The organism is Janibacter anophelis NBRC 107843 (assembly GCF_001570945.1).
In the GTDB taxonomy this organism is placed as follows: domain Bacteria; phylum Actinomycetota; class Actinomycetes; order Actinomycetales; family Dermatophilaceae; genus Janibacter; species Janibacter anophelis.
Genome location: NZ_BCSQ01000030.1, coordinates 25023 through 41206 on the forward strand (window position 1 = coordinate 25023; position 16184 = coordinate 41206).

At 71.8% G+C, this 16184-nt stretch carries 14 protein-coding genes; 4 read left to right on the forward strand and 10 right to left on the reverse strand.

What is annotated here, in order from left to right; translation table 11 throughout:
- Positions 1-2: 2 nt before the first annotated feature.
- The 4 genes from JAN01S_RS09570 to topA form a co-directional block, all read right to left on the reverse strand.
- Positions 3-440, reverse strand: a complete 438-nt coding sequence (locus tag JAN01S_RS09570) for a pyrimidine dimer DNA glycosylase/endonuclease V (RefSeq protein ID WP_068317200.1) — start codon at positions 438-440, stop codon at positions 3-5.
- Positions 437-2005, reverse strand: coding sequence for an AMP-binding protein (locus JAN01S_RS09575; RefSeq protein WP_068317203.1), 1569 nt, complete (start codon positions 2003-2005; stop codon positions 437-439). The genes JAN01S_RS09570 and JAN01S_RS09575 overlap by 4 nt, the downstream gene beginning before the upstream one ends.
- A gap of 6 nt (positions 2006-2011) precedes the next feature.
- Entirely contained in the window at positions 2012-2464 is a 453-nt protein-coding gene (locus JAN01S_RS09580; protein WP_068317205.1) for an SCP2 sterol-binding domain-containing protein, read from the reverse strand.
- A 91-nt stretch (positions 2465-2555) separates the two neighbouring features.
- Complete coding sequence (topA, locus tag JAN01S_RS09585) at positions 2556-5345, reverse strand: type I DNA topoisomerase (RefSeq protein ID WP_068317208.1); 2790 nt, start codon at positions 5343-5345, stop codon at positions 2556-2558.
- Positions 5346-5511: 166 nt separating this feature from the next.
- On the opposite strand from topA, the gene JAN01S_RS09590 reads away from it, so the two are divergent.
- Together JAN01S_RS09590 and JAN01S_RS09595 are read left to right on the forward strand one after the other, a co-directional pair.
- A complete protein-coding gene (locus JAN01S_RS09590; RefSeq protein ID WP_068317212.1) occupies positions 5512-6297 on the forward strand; it encodes a dioxygenase family protein in 786 nt (261 codons plus the stop codon).
- Between the two features lie 128 nt (positions 6298-6425).
- Positions 6426-6812, forward strand: coding sequence for a DUF4878 domain-containing protein (locus JAN01S_RS09595; RefSeq protein ID WP_068317216.1), 387 nt, complete (start codon positions 6426-6428; stop codon positions 6810-6812).
- Between the two features lie 80 nt (positions 6813-6892).
- On the opposite strand, the gene JAN01S_RS09600 is transcribed toward JAN01S_RS09595, so the two are convergent.
- From JAN01S_RS09600 to JAN01S_RS09620, 5 genes are all read right to left on the reverse strand, one after another.
- Positions 6893-8404: a DUF7059 domain-containing protein gene (locus JAN01S_RS09600; RefSeq protein WP_068317218.1), complete on the reverse strand. Its 1512-nt coding sequence runs from the start codon at positions 8402-8404 to the stop codon at positions 6893-6895.
- Positions 8405-8414: 10 nt separating this feature from the next.
- Positions 8415-10751, reverse strand: coding sequence for a sodium-translocating pyrophosphatase (locus JAN01S_RS09605; RefSeq protein ID WP_068317220.1), 2337 nt, complete (start codon positions 10749-10751; stop codon positions 8415-8417).
- A gap of 156 nt (positions 10752-10907) precedes the next feature.
- Complete coding sequence (locus JAN01S_RS09610; protein ID WP_068317223.1) at positions 10908-11597, reverse strand: DUF8692 domain-containing protein; 690 nt, start codon at positions 11595-11597, stop codon at positions 10908-10910.
- Positions 11594-12583 carry an NAD(P)-dependent oxidoreductase gene (locus tag JAN01S_RS09615; protein WP_068317225.1) on the reverse strand — a complete coding sequence of 330 codons (990 nt, stop codon included), beginning with the start codon at positions 12581-12583 and terminating at the stop codon, positions 11594-11596. The genes JAN01S_RS09610 and JAN01S_RS09615 overlap by 4 nt, the downstream gene beginning before the upstream one ends.
- Positions 12584-12642: 59 nt before the next feature.
- Positions 12643-12996, reverse strand: a complete 354-nt coding sequence (locus tag JAN01S_RS09620) for an STAS domain-containing protein (RefSeq protein WP_068317228.1) — start codon at positions 12994-12996, stop codon at positions 12643-12645.
- 18 nt (positions 12997-13014) lie between these two features.
- On the opposite strand from JAN01S_RS09620, the gene JAN01S_RS09625 reads away from it, so the two are divergent.
- Positions 13015-15339 carry a DEAD/DEAH box helicase gene (locus tag JAN01S_RS09625; protein ID WP_068317232.1) on the forward strand — a complete coding sequence of 775 codons (2325 nt, stop codon included), beginning with the start codon at positions 13015-13017 and terminating at the stop codon, positions 15337-15339.
- Positions 15340-15358: 19 nt separating this feature from the next.
- Positions 15359-15871, forward strand: coding sequence for a hypothetical protein (locus JAN01S_RS09630; RefSeq protein ID WP_068317235.1), 513 nt, complete (start codon positions 15359-15361; stop codon positions 15869-15871).
- 48 nt (positions 15872-15919) lie between these two features.
- Here JAN01S_RS09630 and JAN01S_RS17150 read toward each other — a convergent pair.
- Positions 15920-16184: hypothetical protein (locus JAN01S_RS17150; protein WP_169797204.1), on the reverse strand; the 265-nt coding region annotated here is incomplete at its 5' end.

The window sequence follows — 16184 nt, forward strand, 5'->3', positions numbered from 1 at the left end:
GGTCACGGCGCGGCGGCGCGCTCCCAGCCGGCGACCGGTCCGGTCACGACGTCGAAGACCGGGTGTGGTCGGGCGGGCTCGGCCTCGAGCCGGGCGGCCCACTCGGGCGCGCGCACCCGGCACTTGGCCAGCAGGTGCGCGCGCTCGAGGTCGAGTTGCCCGTCGGTGACGGTCATCCGCAGGGTCGGGTCGGGCTCCCCCGCCAGCCGGGTCCGGTCGAAGCGGTATCCCCGCCGGTCGGCCTCGTCCGCGAGGCCGACCAGCCAGGTGATCACCCCGGTCGCCGGATGGCCGAGCTCACGGAACCGCTCGAGCTGCGGGTGGCGGGTGTACCCCCGCGTCCGGCCGAGCAGCACGGCCTGGGCGAGCAGGCCCTCCCGCCAGCCCGAGACCAGCGCCGCCCGGTCCAGCTGGGCGGGGTGCAGGCTCCACAGCCTCATGCGAAGTGCTTGCGCAGCTCCCGGTTGAGGATCTTGCCCGTCGCGTTGCGCGGGAGCTCGTCCATGAAGACGACCTCGCGCGGGATGCAGTGGCGGGCGCGGTGGGCGCGGACGTGCTCCTTGACCTCGTCCTCGGTGAGCGTGTGGCCCTCGGTGAGTGCGACGAAGGCCGCCAGCCGCTGGCCGAAGTCCGGGTCGGGGACGCCGATGACCGACACCTCGCGCACGGCAGGGTGCTCGGCGAGCAGGCCCTCCACCTCGATGGGGTAGACGTTTTCGCCACCGCTGACGATCATGTCGTCGTCGCGGCCGTCGACGAAGTACAGGTCGCCCTCGACGTGGCCCATGTCGCCGGTCGAGACGAGCCCGTCGACGAAGTCCTTGGTGTTGCCGTTGGTGTAGCCGTCGAAGACGAGCTCGTTGCCGCAGAAGATCCGGCCGGTCTCGCCGGCGGGGACCTCACGGCCGTCGTGGTCGAGGATCTTGACGACCGTGCCCAGGGGCGGCGTGCCGGCGGTGTTGGCGCTGCGCCGCATGTGCTCCGGCGTGGCGATGCACACCCACGACGCCTCGGTCGAGCCGTACAGGTTGTAGAGCACGTCGCCGTACTCGTCCATGAACCTCGTCGTGAAGCCGGACGGGAAGGCGGAGCCGGAGGTGGCGACGACCCGCAGCTTGCGGCGCGAGCGCGCGGCCGGGTCGCTCGGCAGCTCCATCATCCGCTGGAGCATCACGGGGATGGCGAACATCGCGTCGGGCTGCAGCTCCTCGAGCGCGGCGCGGGCCGCCTCGGGCTTGAACCTGCGCTGCAGGATGATCGTCGCGCGCAGCGCCATCGACAGCTGCATCGCGGCGTAGCCCCAGGTGTGGAAGATCGGCGCCGAGATGAGGATGCGGTCGTGCGCGTGCAGCGGGATCCGGTCGATGATCGAGATCAGCGGACCGAAACCGCCGGGGGTCTTGCGCGCCGCGCCCTTGGGCGTACCCGTGGTCCCGGACGTGAGGATGATCGTGCGACCCCCCTTCGCCGGGACGGGCAGGGGCTCGGGCCGGGGAGCCTGCTCGACCCTGCGGGCCAGCTCGGTCTCGGTGATCCTGGGCATCGACGCGGGCAGGTGCGAGACGACCTCGGCGAACTCGTCGTCGTGGATCAGCGCCTTGATCCCCTGCTGCTCCGCGACGACCGCGAACTGGGGCCCGGCCAGACCGGTGTTGCCCAGGACGAGATCGACGCCGATGGCCGAGGTGGCCGTCATGACCTCGATGGCCTGCACGTGGTTGCGGGCGAGCAGGCCGACGCGGTCGCCGGGCCCGAATCCCATGTCGCGCAGGATGACCGAGATCTTCTCGGAGTTGGCGAGCAGCTCGGCGTAGGTCGTCGCGCCCCGGGTCTCGTCGATGACGGCGACCGTCTTGGGCGAGCGGTTGGCGGCCTGGCGCAGCTCACCGGCGAGGCCGAAGCCCCACTTCTTCAGGGCGGTGAGCTGCTTGACCTGGGCGGCCGGGGGCCCGGGATTGAGCATCCCGCGCTTGGCCATGGTCTTGGCGATGATCAGTGGGTTCATGTCGGATCAGGCCTTCGGGATGTCGAAGAGGGACGGGAACGTGGCGGCCGTGGCGATGTCGCCCTTGACCTTGATCTTGCCGCGCATGACGAGCATCGTCGGGTTGCCCCGACCGGTCACCATCTTGGTGAACTCCGGAGGAGCCATCATCAGCGAGACGTCGTACGTGTCGCCGGGCTGCTCCGAGACGGTGCAGGTGCCGTCGTCGACGACGATCTCGTAGGTGTCGTGCGGGTGCTCCTCGGGACCGCCGGTGATGCGGAACTGGATGGTGCTGTTGACCCCGACCGCCTTGTCGGGGCGGAAGAGGTCGGGGAAGCGCCCGAAGATCGTGTCGAGGATGGCCACGCGGTGCTCCCCGCGCATCACCTCGGAGATCTCCGCGTCGGACATCTTCTTGACGGTCTGGGCGAACTCCTCCGGAGTCATCGACTCGAATGTCGACGGGTCCAGGTCCATGGGGCAGCTCCTTCGGTGCACGGGGTCCCGGCGACCATACCCACGGGTAACCAAGGGGGCAACGGCGTCCGTGCGCCAGACGCGCCACACCTCAGGACTTCTTGGCGGCCGCCTTCTTGACCGTCTTCTTCGCCGTCGACGAGGCCGCGGCCTTCTTCGTGGCCTTCTTGGCCGTCTTCTTCGTCGTCTTCTTCGCCGACTTCTTGCGGGTGGACGGGCCCTTGGCGCGCTTCTCGGCGATGAGCTCGTAGGCGCGCTCGGCGGTGAGCGTCTCGGGCTCGTCACCACGGCGCAGCGTGGCATTCGTCTCACCGTCGGTGACGTAGGGACCGAAGCGACCGTCCTTGACGACGACCTTCTTGCCGCTCACCGGGTCCTCGCCGAACTCGGCGAGCGGCGGCTTGGCCGCGGCCCGGCCGCGCTGCTTGGGCTGCGCGTAGATCGCCAGGGCCTCCTCGAGCGTCATGGAGAAGATCTGCTCCTCCGTCTCGATGGAGCGCGAGTCCGTCCCCTTCTTCAGGTAGGGGCCGTAGCGGCCGTTCTGCGCCGTGATCGGCACCTCGACGCTCTTCTCGGTGCCGTCCTCGGCGGTCGTGGTCTCGGTGACCGTGCCGACGGTGCGCGGCAGGGACAGCAACCGCAGCGCCTGCTCGAGGTCGATGGTGGCCGGGTCCATGCTCGTGAAGAGCGAGGCCGTGCGGGGCTTGACCTTGGCCTTGCCGCGCTTGGGCTTGTCGTCGCCCTCCTCGAGCACCTCGGTGACGTAGGGGCCGTAGCGACCGTTCTTGACGATGACGTCTCGGCCGGTCTCGGGGTCCTGCCCGAGGACACGACCGTCGTCCGCCGCGGCCGCGAGGAACTCGCGCGCCATCGCCGGGGTCAGCTCGTCGGGGGCGACGTCGTCGTTGATGGTGGCCCGCTTGGGGGCCGGCGTCGTCTTCGTCTCGTCGGTGACCTCACCGGTGGCCGGGTCGACCCCCTTCGGCACGACCTCCTCGACGTACGGGCCGTAGCGCCCGACGCGCACGACGACGCCGTCGCCGATCTCGATCGTCGACAGGGCGCGGGCATCGATGTCACCGAGGTCGGCGACGAGCGCCTGCAGGCCCTCGTGCCCCCCTTCGCTGCCGTAGTAGAAGCGCTGCAGCCAGGCCACCCGCTCCGCGGAGCCGGACGCGATCTCGTCGAGGTCCTCCTCCATCGACGCGGTGAAGCGGTAGTCGACGAGCCGACCGAAGTGGACCTCCATGAGCCGGGTGACGGCGAAGGCGAGCCAGGTCGGGACGAGGGCGCTGCCCTTCTTGCGGACGTACCCGCGGTCCTGGATCGTGCTGATCGTCGAGGCGTAGGTGGAGGGGCGGCCGATGCCGAGCTCCTCCATCTTCTTCACGAGCGAGGCCTCGGTGTAGCGCGCGGGCGGGGAGGTCTCGTGACCGTTCGCGTTGGCGTCGACGACGTCGACGGCCGCGCCCTCTGCGAGCTTGGGCAGCCGGGCCTCGCCACCCTTTGCGGCCTCACGCGGCTCGTCGGTGCCCTCCTCGTACGCGGCGAGGAAGCCCTTGAACGTGATGACGGTGCCCGAGGCGGAGTACTCGGCGGTCTTGGCGACCTCGCACCCGCCGAGGTCCGCGGCCAGCTTGATCGTCGCCGTCGACCCCTTGGCGTCGGCCATCTGGGAGGCGATCGTGCGCTTCCAGATCAGCTCGTAGAGGCGGAACTCGTCGCCGCGCAGCTCACCGGCCACCTGCGCCGGGGTCCGGAAGCGGTCACCGGCGGGGCGGATCGCCTCGTGCGCCTCCTGCGCGTTCTTCGACTTCTTGCCGTAGACGCGCGGCGCCTCGGGCACGAAGTCGGCGCCGTACATGTCGCGCGCCTGGCCGCGGGCGGCGGAGACCGCCGAGCTCGACAGGTTGGTGCTGTCGGTTCGCATGTACGTGATGTAGCCGTTCTCGTACAGCTTCTGCGCCACGCCCATCGCCGCCTTGGAGCCGAGCCCGAGCTTGCGACCGGCCTCCTGCTGCAGCGTGGAGGTGGTGAAGGGGGCGTACGGCCGGCGGGTGTAGGGCTTCTCCGAGACGGACGAGACGGTGACGGCCGCGGCGATGGTCGCCTCGGCGACGGCGGTGGCCGCGCGCTCGTCGAGCTGGCGGGCGCTGCCCTTGAGCGCGCCGGTGTCGTCGAAGTCGCTGCCGGTCGCGACCTTGGTCCCGTCGAGGGAGGCCAGCCGGGCGGCGAAGGGAGCGGAGGTCGAGGAGAAGGTCCCCTCCACGCTCCAGTACGAGGCGACCTTGAAGGCCATCCGCTCGCGCTCGCGCTCGACGACGATGCGGGTGGCGACCGACTGCACGCGGCCGGCGGACAGGCCGGCCTTGACCTTGCGCCAGAGCACCGGCGAGACCTCGTAGCCGTAGAGGCGGTCGAGGATGCGGCGCGACTCCTGCGCGTTGACCAGGTCGAGGTCCAGCTCGCGGGTCTCCTCGACGGCGCGCTGGATGGCCTCCTTGGTGATCTCGTGGAAGACCATCCGCTTGACGGGGACCTTGGGCTTGAGGGTCTCGAGGAGGTGCCAGGCGATGGCCTCGCCCTCGCGGTCCTCATCGGTGGCGAGGTAGAGGGTGTCGGCGTCCTTGAGCAGGCGCTTGAGCTCGGCGACCTTCTTCTTCTTGTCCGGGTCGACGACGTAGAAGGGCTCGAAGCCCTCCTCGATGTTGATCCCGAAGCGGCCGAAGGGCCCCTTCTTCATCTCCGCGGGCATCTCGGAGGGGGTGGGGATGTCGCGGATGTGACCGACCGACGCCTCGACCGCGTAGTCGCTGCCGAGGTACCCGGCGATCGTCTTGGCCTTGGCGGGTGACTCCACGATGACGAGCTTGCTGGCCATGTGTGCCTCGTTTCCTGATCCCGCGTGCAGCGGATTCGTCGCTGCTTCGACGTCGGGCTCATCTGGCGCCGACCGTACTACGGGCCGGGGACGCCCTCCGCATGGCAGGGTGGTCGCGAGACGTTCCACGCTTGTTTTTAATTGTAGATACAAGTATTGTGAGGTCATGACCACTCCTCCTGTCCTCTTCCTCTCCCACGGCGCACCGCCCCTGGCCGACGACGCGCGCTGGACCGCCGAGCTGGCGCGGTGGTCCGCCTCCTTCGACAAGCCGACCAACATCCTCATGGTCTCCGCCCACTGGGAGGACGCCCCCGTCACCGTCAGCCCCACCCAGCGCAAGGTGCCGCTCACCTATGACTTCTGGGGCTTCCCGCAGAAGTACTTCGAGGTGCAGTACGACGCCCCGCTCGCGCCCGAGCTCGCCGACGAGGTGGCCGGCCTGCTGAGCACGAAGGGGGTCGAGGTCCAGCGCGACGAGACCCGTGGCCTCGACCACGGCGCCTACGTACCGCTCGTCGAGATGTACCCGGACGCGGACGTGCCCGTCCTGCAGATGTCGATGCCGACCCTCGACCCGGGCGAGCTGGTCGAGCTCGGCCGCGCCCTTGCGCCACTGCGCGACCAGGGCACGCTCATCGTCGGGTCCGGCTTCACCACCCACAACCTGCGCTGGTTCAACCCGCGCGCCGGCGCGGACTCGACGCCGCCCTCGGTCTCCAGCGAGTTCGACCACTGGGCCGCCGAGACGGTCGAGTCGGGTGACCTCGACCTGCTCGAGCGCATGCTCGAGGTGGCCCCGGCCGCGCACGAGGCGCACCCGCGCACCGAGCACTGGGCCCCGCTCTACATCGCGGCCGGTGCGGCGGAGGCCTCGGGCGCCACGCAGCGCGCGACCGCGGTCGACGGCTTCTGGTTCGGTCTGTCGAAGCGGTCCTGGCAGTTCGACTGAGCCGACCGCTCTCGGTGGCGGGACTCACCCCCGTCGGGGAGTCCTCCCCGTCGCGCCGGCACCGACCCGTCGCTAGGGTCGGTACCAGCAGACCCGGCGCGCCCGCCGGGCAGGACGGGAGGACACCCATGAAGAAGCTCGCCACCATCGTCGCCACCAGTGGTCTCGTGCTCGGCCTCGCCGCGTGCGGCGCCAGCCCGGAGGACGAGGCGGAGCAGGCCGTCACCGACTTCGCCCAGGCCTTCGAGGACAAGGACTACGAAAAGATCTGCGACTCCATCGACCCCGAGATGGTCAAGACGATGGAGCAGGGCGGCATGAACTGCGTCGACGGCATGAAGGAGAGCGGCGAGGAGGTCGCCGAGGAGGTCAACGCCGACGACATCGAGGTCATCTCCTCCGAGGTCGCCGAGGACGAGAAGACCGCGACCGTCAAGGTCAAGAACAAGGAGGGCGAGGAGAACGACGTCAAGCTCATCAAGGTCGAGGATGAGTGGAAGCTCTCCATGCAGTGACGCTCCCCCACGTTCCCTCCGGAGCGTGAGCACGACGCAGGGCGGCCGGGTCTCCGGCCGCCCTGCGCCGTCCCCGGGGGTCAGCCCGGCAGGAGCAGCCCGTCGGCCGCGAGTCGCCGCACGAGGCCAGCGCCGGCCGCGAGGGCCTCGCCGGTGGGCACGTCGAGCAGCGCCGAGATCGCGGTGAGCGCCTGGCGTGCGGTCAGCTCGCCGTCGCAGACGGAGACCAGGGCGGCGTCGAGGGTGTCCAGGCGCACCGAGCGGGCCAGTCCGCCGCCCTGGCGCAGGACGATGACGTTGGGGTCGGTGGCGCCGGGCGCCGCGTGCGTCTCGGTCGTCACGTCGTCCGCGCACCGCCAGGGGCGGTCGAGCAGCTCGTCGTCGTCGAGGGCGGCGAGGCGGTCGCGTGCGGCGAGCCCGGCGGCGATGGTCGGCCCCATGGGTGAGGCGACCGGACCGCTCACCTCGACGAGATCGACGAAGGGAGCGCGCTGGGTCGTCGGGCGGTGCAGCGTGATGATCCCGAAGCCGATCTGCTCCACACCCCGCGCGGCGAAGTCGTCGAGCCAGGCGCCCACGAGCGCCTCGTGCCCCGGCGTGCCGGGCAGGTGCCCGCCGTCGCGGGACCACAGCTCCGCGTACTCGGCGGGGTCCTGCACGTCACGCTGCACGACCCAGGCGTCGAGCCCGCTCGCCGCGATCCACTCCCCCAGCCGCTCGCGCCAGTCCTGGCCGGCGACGGTCTCCCAGGTGCCGAGCAGCTGGGCGATGCCGCCGGGTGCGAGGTGGGCGCCGACCCCCTTGGTCAGCGCCTCGACGACGGCGTCCCCGGCGGCGCCGCCGTCGCGGTACTCGTAGAGCGGCACCCCCTCGGCGCGCGGCGTGATGACGAAGGGGGGATTGCTCACGACGAGGTCGAAGGCCTCGCCCGCGACCGGCTCGAGGAAGGACCCGGCGCGCAGGTCCCAGTCGACCCGGTTGAGCGCGGCGTTGAAGGCCGCGTAGCCGAGCGCGCGGCGGGAGAGGTCGGTCGCGACGACGCTGTCCGCGTGGGTGGACAGGTGCAGGGCCTGGACCCCGCAGCCGGTGCCGACGTCGAGCGCCCGGGGCACCTGCGCGCGCGGGGTCCACGACGCGAGCGTCGAGGAGGCGCCGCCGATGCCCAGGACGTGGTCGACGGGCAGCGGCTCGGTGCGGGCGTGCTCGGTCGGGTCGGACGCGACCCACCACGCGTGGCCGGCGTCGTCGCCGTAGGGCCGCAGGTCGCACGTGGCGACGACGTGCGCGCCGTGCGGCTCGACGATCCCGAGCGCGACGGCACCGGTGACCCCGGTGCGGGGCAACGCCCCCGCGAGGTCGTCGGCAGAGGTCGGCAGCCCGAGCCCGAAGCACCCGATGAGCACACCGAGCGGGTCGGTGGCCCCCGCGACAGCGCGGCGCGCGGGCAGCACCTGCTCACGACCGAGCGCTCGCGCGGCCAGGTCACCCAGCCGCTCGTGCACCTCGTCGACGCCGAAGGGGGCCGCGGCCAGGTCCTCCCGCAGCGCGTCGAGCAGGGCCGGGTCGGTGCGTGGGGTCGCCGTGGAGGTCACGACGTCGAGCCTAGGCCCGCTCGACGACGGGTTCGCTGTCGGTGTCGGTCATCGCCACGTCGTCCCGGCGGGTGATGACCAGGGCGACGGTGACGATGAGCAGGGCCACGATGGCGATGGCCCACCGGATGAGCTGCTGGGTGTCGTCACCGAGGTAGAGCGTGATGACGGCCGGGGCGATGAGGACGGCGACGAGGTTCATCACCTTGATGAGGGGGTTGATGGCCGGGCCGGCGGTGTCCTTGAAGGGGTCGCCGACGGTGTCGCCGATGACGGCGGCCTCGTGGCCGGGTGAGCCCTTGCCACCGTGGTTGCCGTCCTCGACGATCTTCTTCGCGTTGTCCCAGGCGCCGCCGGAGTTGGCGAGGAAGACGGCCATCAGGGCACCGCAGGCGATCGCCCCGGCGAGGAATCCGGCGAGCGCGCCGATGCCGAGGCCGAAGCCGACGACGATCGGGGTGAGCGCGGCGAGCAGGCCGGGGGTGGCGAGCTTGCCGAGCGAGTCGCGGGTGCAGATGTCGACGACCCGGGCGTACTCGGGCTTCTCCGTGCCCGCCATGATCCCGGGGTGCTCGCGGAACTGGCGACGCACCTCGTGGACGATCGAGCCGGCCGCGACGGTGACGGCATTGACCGCCAAACCGGAGAAGAGGAAGACGACGGCCGCACCGATGAGCACGCCCACGAGCACGTTGGGCGAGACGATCTGGGTGTTGACCATCTGCTCGAGGTCGGCCACCCGCTCGGGGCTGACCGTGGCCTCGTCGATGCCGTTGAGGGCCGAGCGCCAGGCGTCGGTGTAGCTGCCGAAGAGCGCGGTGGCGGCGAGCACGGCCGTCGCGATCGCGATGCCCTTGGTGATCGCCTTGGTCGTGTTGCCCACGGCGTCGAGCTCGGTGAGCACCTGCGCCGCCTCGTCGTCGACGTCCCCGGACATCTCGGCGATGCCCTGGGCGTTGTCGGAGACGGGGCCGAAGGTGTCCATCGCGACGATGACGCCGACGGTCGTCAGCAGGCCGCAGCCGGCGAGGGCGATGAAGAAGAGCCCGAGGACGACCGAGGACCCGCCGAGGAGGAAGGCGAGGTAGATGACGACCGCGATCGTCACGACCTTGTAGACCGCGGACTCCAGGCCGAGGCTGATGCCGGAGAGGATGACCGTCGCGGCGCCGGTCTCGGTCGTGCGGGCCACGTCCTTGGTCGGGCGGCTGTCGGTGCCGGTGTAGTAGCCGGTCATCCGCAGGATGACGGCGGCGAGCACGATGCCGAGGACCACGGCGAGCAGCGCGGCGCGGCGCGGGTCGCCGACGAGCTGGGCGACGGCCTCGTCCGGGGAGCCGAGGTCGGCGTAGCTGCCGGGCAGGTAGGTGTAGGCGGCCACCGCGCACAGGACGGCCGAGATGACGGCGGAGATGTAGAAGCCGCGGTTGATCGCGTCGAGGGCGGACTCTCCCCCCTTCGCCCGGGTGATGAAGATGCCGAGCATCGCCGTCACGGCACCGATGGCGGGGATGAGGAGGGGGAAGACGAGGCCGTGCGCGCCGAAGGCGGCGGAGCCGAGGATGAGCGCGGCGACGAGCATGACGGCGTAGGACTCGAAGAGGTCGGCGGCCATGCCCGCGCAGTCGCCGACGTTGTCACCGACGTTGTCGGCGATCGTCGCCGCGTTGCGCGGGTCGTCCTCCGGGATGCCCGCCTCGACCTTGCCGACGAGGTCGGCGCCGACGTCGGCCGCCTTGGTGAAGATGCCGCCACCGACCCGCATGAACATCGCGAGCAGGGCGGCGCCGAAGCCGAAGCCCTCGAGCACCTTGGGCGCGTCCCCGCGGTAGGCGAGGACGACGACCGCGGCGCCGAGCAGGCCGAGGCCGACGGTGAACATGCCAACCGTGCCGCCGGTGCGGAAGGCGATGCGCATCCCGTCGTCGCGGCCGGTGGAGCGGGCCGCCTCTGCGACCCGGACGTTGGCCTTGACCGCCAGCGACATGCCCAGGTAGCCGATCGCTGCGGAGAAGGCGGCGCCGAGGACGAAGAAGCCGGATCGACCCCACCGCACGGCCTGGGAGTCGGCGGGCAGGAAGAGCAGCAGGACGAAGACGAGGGCGACGAAGATGACCAGCGTGCGGAACTGCCGTCGCAGATAGGCGTGTGCGCCCTCCTCGACCGCGCCCGCGATCTCCTGCATGCGCTCGGTGCCGGCCCCCGCAGCGAGCACCTGCCCGCGCAGGACCACCCCGAGGACGAGGGCGACGAGTCCGATGACCGCCACCCCACCGACGAGGGTCAGGTTGGTGCCGTCGAGGTCGATCGCCGACGCGGTGGTCAGCGTCCCGTACGTGACTGCCATGCCATCCTCCTTGATGGACGCGGGTCACGGCCGCGATCGCTGTGACGCGGACCACAGCCGTGGCCACACCCTAGCGCCGGAAGTCCTCCCGGGTGGGGGACGCAGAGCCGTTGTCCCGCTGGGCCCCCCGTCGGACGAAGGGGGCGTCGCCCCTCGTCAGACCGGCTCCACCTCGCGGTCGGTGACCTGCGGCTGAACGTGCCTGGCACGTGCCCCCAGTTCCTCGAGCATCCCCAGCAGGCGCAACGCGACGGCCCCGAGGAAGGCCAGGCCCGCGCCGAGCTCGAGCACCTCCTCGAGTGTCTGCTGGACGCGTTCGCCCTCCACCGACCAGGTGTGCGGGTCGATCGAGTCGGTCCCCACGGTGATGCAGGCCAGGAGGACCCCGACCACGAGCAGCGCCGTGGCCCACCGGTCCTCCCGCATGCTGCGCAGGACGACGGGCAGCAGCACGAGCCCGACCACCCCGACGAGCAGGAGCAGGAAGTCCCCGGGGGCGATCCACGTCAGCAGGGGCAGGCGCACGTCCCGGGGGGCGAGGTACCCGTCGCGCAGGCGCTCGTGGACGGCGAAGCGCTCGTCGAAGGCGAGCGCGCAGAAGCCCACGGCCAGCAGCGCCAGCCCGCGGCGATGGCGCAGGTCGAGCAGCCCGGTCACGAACCACCCGAGGCCGGCGACCACCCCCGCCACGACGAGGGTGACCGACTGGAACCACGTCATCGGGACCTGCTCCTGGGCGATCCACACCCACCACGTCGGGTACTGGGCAGCGAAGAGCAGGGCGGGGACGACCAGCCAGGTCAGGCCCAGCGCGAGGAGCAGCAGCGTGCGGGCGCGCGCGGTCATGCGATCTGCTCCGTGCGCTCGGGTCGGGCCGTCACGACGTCGACGGGTTCGTCCCGCACCGCGGCGAGGATGGCCCGGCCGAAGTGGTGCGCTCCGCGCTCGAGCACCTCGTCACGCCACCAGGCGCTGTGGTCGGTCTGCAGGACCCGCCCCTCGGTGACCAGGTCGCAGTCCGGGTCGAAGACGGCGTCGTCGATCCCGTAGCCGCGCAGGTGCCCGGTGCGGATCGCTGCGGCCACCGCGTCGTGGTCGACCAGTGCCGGCCGGCCGATGTTCACCAGCAGCGCTCCGGGGCGCAGTCGCGCCACCTCCGGGGCACCCACGACGAGGGGCGCGTGCGGGTCGGTCGAGCAGCACAGGGCGACGGCGTCCGCACGCTCGAGCAGCCTCGGTGTGTCCACCATGGGGATCCCCTGCTCCCGCGCGACGGCGCAGGCCACCTCGTCGGTGTCGCTGCCGATGACCCGCATGCCCACCCCTGCGGCGATGCGTGCCAGGTGCCCGCCGATCCGACCGACGCCGATGATGCCGAGGGTGCGTCCACCGAGCTCGATCCCGCGCAGGGAGGTGGATGGGGGCACGAGGCGACGGGATCGGTCGTTGGCGAGGTGGACCCGGGTGGCGAGCCCGAGCAGGAGTCCGAGTGCGTGCTCGGCCACGGCGGGGGTGGCGTACTCCGGCAGGACGGTCAGGCCGACTCCGTGGTCGTCGAGGACGTCGAGATCGACGTGCTCGTACCCGGTCGCGTAGAGGACGACGTGCCGCAGGCGCGGGCAGGCCCGCAGGAGCTCGGCGTCGAGACGTGGCAGGGTGACATTCGTCGTCGCCAGGACCGTGGCCGAGCGCAGCAGCTGCGCCGCCTCGCGTCCGTGCGGTGCCTCCTGACGGGTGACGAACTGCAGCGTCCCGTGCTCCTCGATGCACGCCTGCAGCGGGGTCGGCACCGATCGGGTGCCCGCTCGGCTGAGAACGACGACGGTGTCCACTGCTCCTCCAACTCTCCGGCTGTGCGCAGATAGACGCCCGAGGCGGACGCGCGGTTGCGTCAGGCGACGGGCTCCTTCGCGGCCGTGACCGCGGCCGCGAGGGTCGGGCGGATGTCGATGAGCTGGTCGAGCCCGGTGATGGTGAAGACGCGCAGGACGCGCTCGTGGTCGGCGGCCACGGTGAGGACGCCGCCGTGACGGGTCAGCTTCTTCAGCCGGCCGACGACGATCCCGAGGCCCGTCGAGTCCATGAAGGTCACCTCGCCGAGGTCGAGCGTCAGGCGGCGGCGCCCATCGGCGATGAGCGCCTCGAGGGCATCGCGGAGCACGGCGGCCGAGGTCACATCGATCTCGCCGCTGACGTGGACGATGTTGACCTCCCCCGTGGTGCTGGTCGTGACGGAGATCGGCATCCGCCTACCGTAGAACACATGTCCTCACCCCGTCCGCAGGCTCGCGAGCTGCTGGCCGCGTTGTCAGCGGGCCGGGAGGAGCGGGTGCGCCACGTCGAGGACATCCCGGCACGCCCCGCGCAGCACGTCGACGTGCCCGACTGGGTGGCACCTCCCCTGCGCCAGGCCTTGGCGGGTGCGGGCATCGAGCGGCTGTGGTCCCACCAGGCCCGCGCGGCGCAGGCCGCGCACGACGGGCAGCACGTGGTGCTGTCGACGGGCACGGCCTCGGGCAAGTCGCTCGGTTACCTCCTCCCTTCGCTCACCGCGGTGCTCGACGGCAGGTCCGCGGCCAACGGGCGCGGCGCGACGGCCCTCTACCTCTCCCCCACCAAGGCGCTGGCCGCCGACCAGCTCGCCCGCATCCAGTCGTGGGCGGTGCCCGGCGTGCGCGCCGCGACCTACGACGGTGACACCCCGACCGACGAGCGCCGCTGGATCCGGGACCATGCGGACGTCATCCTCACCAACCCCGACCTCGTCCACCACTCCCTGCTGCCGGGTCACGAGCACTGGGCGCACGTGCTGCGGCGGCTGCGGTACGTCGTCGTCGACGAGTGCCACGTCTACCGGGGGGTCTTCGGCTCGCACGTCGCGCTGCTCCTGCGGCGGCTGCGACGGGTGGCGCGGCGCTACGGCGCGGACCCGGTCTTCGTCCTCGCGTCGGCGACCGTCGGTGATCCGGGGGCCCACGCCTCCCGCCTCATCGGGGACGAGGTGCTCGCCGTCACCGAGGACGGCTCGCCGCGCGGTGGCGTGACCTTCGCGCTGTGGCAACCGCCGGAGGACGACGAAGGGAGCCGTCGCTCCCCCACGACCGAGGCGGCCGAGCTCATGGCGCAGCTCGTGGGGCGCGACGTGCAGACGCTCGCCTTCGCCCGGTCGCGGGCCGGGGTCGAGGCGCTCGCCTCCTCCGCCGCCCGTCAGGTCTCCGCGACGGACGAAGGGAGGATCGCCGCCTACCGTGGTGGCTACCTGCCGGAGGAGCGCCGGGTCATCGAGCGGCGCCTGCGTGAGCGCGACCTGCTCGGGCTGGCGGCGACCAATGCCCTCGAGCTCGGGATCGACATCGCCGGCCTGGACGTCGTGCTCATGGCCGGCTGGCCGGGCCGCCTGGCGTCGGTGTGGCAGCAGGCCGGGAGGGCCGGCCGTGACGGGCAGGACGCTCTCGCCGTGCTGCTCGCCGCCGACGACCCCTTGGACACGTGGGTGGTCGAGCACCCTGAGGTGGTCTTCGATGCGCCGGTCGAGACGAATGTGCTCGACCCGGGCAATGTGCACGTGCTCGTCCCGCACGTGGCGTGCGCGGCGGCCGAGATCCCGGTGACGCTCGATGACGAGCGGTGGTTCGGCGAGGGCCTGTCCGGTGTCCTCGACGTGCTCGTGGAGCGCGGCATCCTGCGTCGGCGGCCGGGTGGATGGTTCTGGACCCGACCCGACCGCCCGGGCGAGCACGTCTCGCTCCGGGGCATCGGCGAGGTCGTGAGCATCGTCGAAGGGAGGTCCGGCCGGGTCGTCGGCACGGTCGACGAGGCGTCGGCGCACGCACAGGTCCACACGGGCGCGGTCCACGTGCACCAGGGGCGCAGCTTCGTCGTCACGGAGCTCGACCTGGAGCAGTCGACGGCGACGGTCGTGGCGGGTGACCCGGGGTGGTCGACCCACGCCCAGTCGGTCTCCTCCTTCGACATCGTCGCCGAGGAGGTGGGCGTCGACCACGGTCCGGTGCGGGTGAGCTTCGGCCGGGTGGACGTGCGGCGACAGGTCACGGGGTTCCTGCGGCGGCTGCCCAACGGCGAGGTCATCGGCCGGCACGACCTTGACCTGCCGGAGCGGACGCTGTCGACGCGCGCGGTCTGGTGGACGATGACGCCGGAGGCGCTGGCCGCGGCCGGTGTCGCCGAGGCGGACGTCCCCGGTGCTGCTCACGCGGCCGAGCACGCCGCGATCGGGATGCTCCCGCTGCTCGCGACCTGCGACCGGTGGGACATCGGCGGGGTGTCGACGGACCTGCACCCGCAGACGGGGCTGCCGACGATCATGGTCTACGACGGCCACCCGGGCGGAGCGGGCTTCGCCGCGCGGGCCCACGACCGGATCGGTCAGTGGCTCGCGATGACCCGGGAGACGATCGCGGGGTGCGGGTGCTCCGGCAGCGGGTGCCCGGCGTGCGTCGTCTCCCCCAAGTGCGGCAACGGCAACGAGCCGCTCGACGCGCGCGGAGCCGTGGCGTTGCTCGACATGCTCCTGGGGTCGCTCGGCCATACAGTGAGCGAGGACCCCCTGCCGGAGACCGCCGGCTGACGTACCCGGAAGGACTGCCATGGTCATCCTCGGCCTCATCCTCGTGCTCGTCGCCGTCGCCCTCGGGGCTGCCCTGCTCGTGGGCACGCAGGCTCCGGACGTCGCCGGTCAGGACGTCGACATCAAGCTCTTCGAGGCCGTGACGATCAGCCTGGACCCGTTGACCCTCGTCATCGCGGGCATGCTGACGATGCTCCTGCTGTGGCTCGGGCTGGTCCTCATCAAGTGGGCGCTGACTCGCAAGGCGAAGCAGCGTCGCCTGCGCAAGGAGCAGGAGCTCCAAGCGCGCGAGCGCCTGGCGCAGCAGGAGGCGGCGCACCGCGAGGAGGTCGCCCGCCGCGACCGCGAGCTCGAGGACCAGCGCACCTCGACCGAGATCGCCCGGGAGCGGGCCGAGGCCGCCGAGCGCCACGACCCCACCCTGCAGACCCAGCGCATCGACACCCGGGACGGCGAGACCCGCCCGATCGGCCGCGAGGGTGGCCCCGCCGACGCCACCCGTCCCATCCGTCGCGACGGCGACCTGCGTTAATACAGCCGCGACGCACCCGGGTGCGGGTCCGGCGCGGGCCGACTCGGGTCAGCCCCACTCCGTCTGCTCGTCGGCCATCAACGACACGGCCTGTCCCACGTCAGTCAGGGAGGCCTGTCGCGGCAGCTCGCGCAGATCAGGGTGCGCTGGGACATCCCATATACCGGTGTCCCCGCTGATCGCCTGCGGATAGATCGTCAGACCGTCCTCATCCGCCTCGACCAGCACCTGGCGCTCCCCACCGGCGGGGTCTTCGTCACCGGGACGCAGGTCCTCATCTTTCTGCCCAAGGACCTGGGTGACTGCCCGCCCG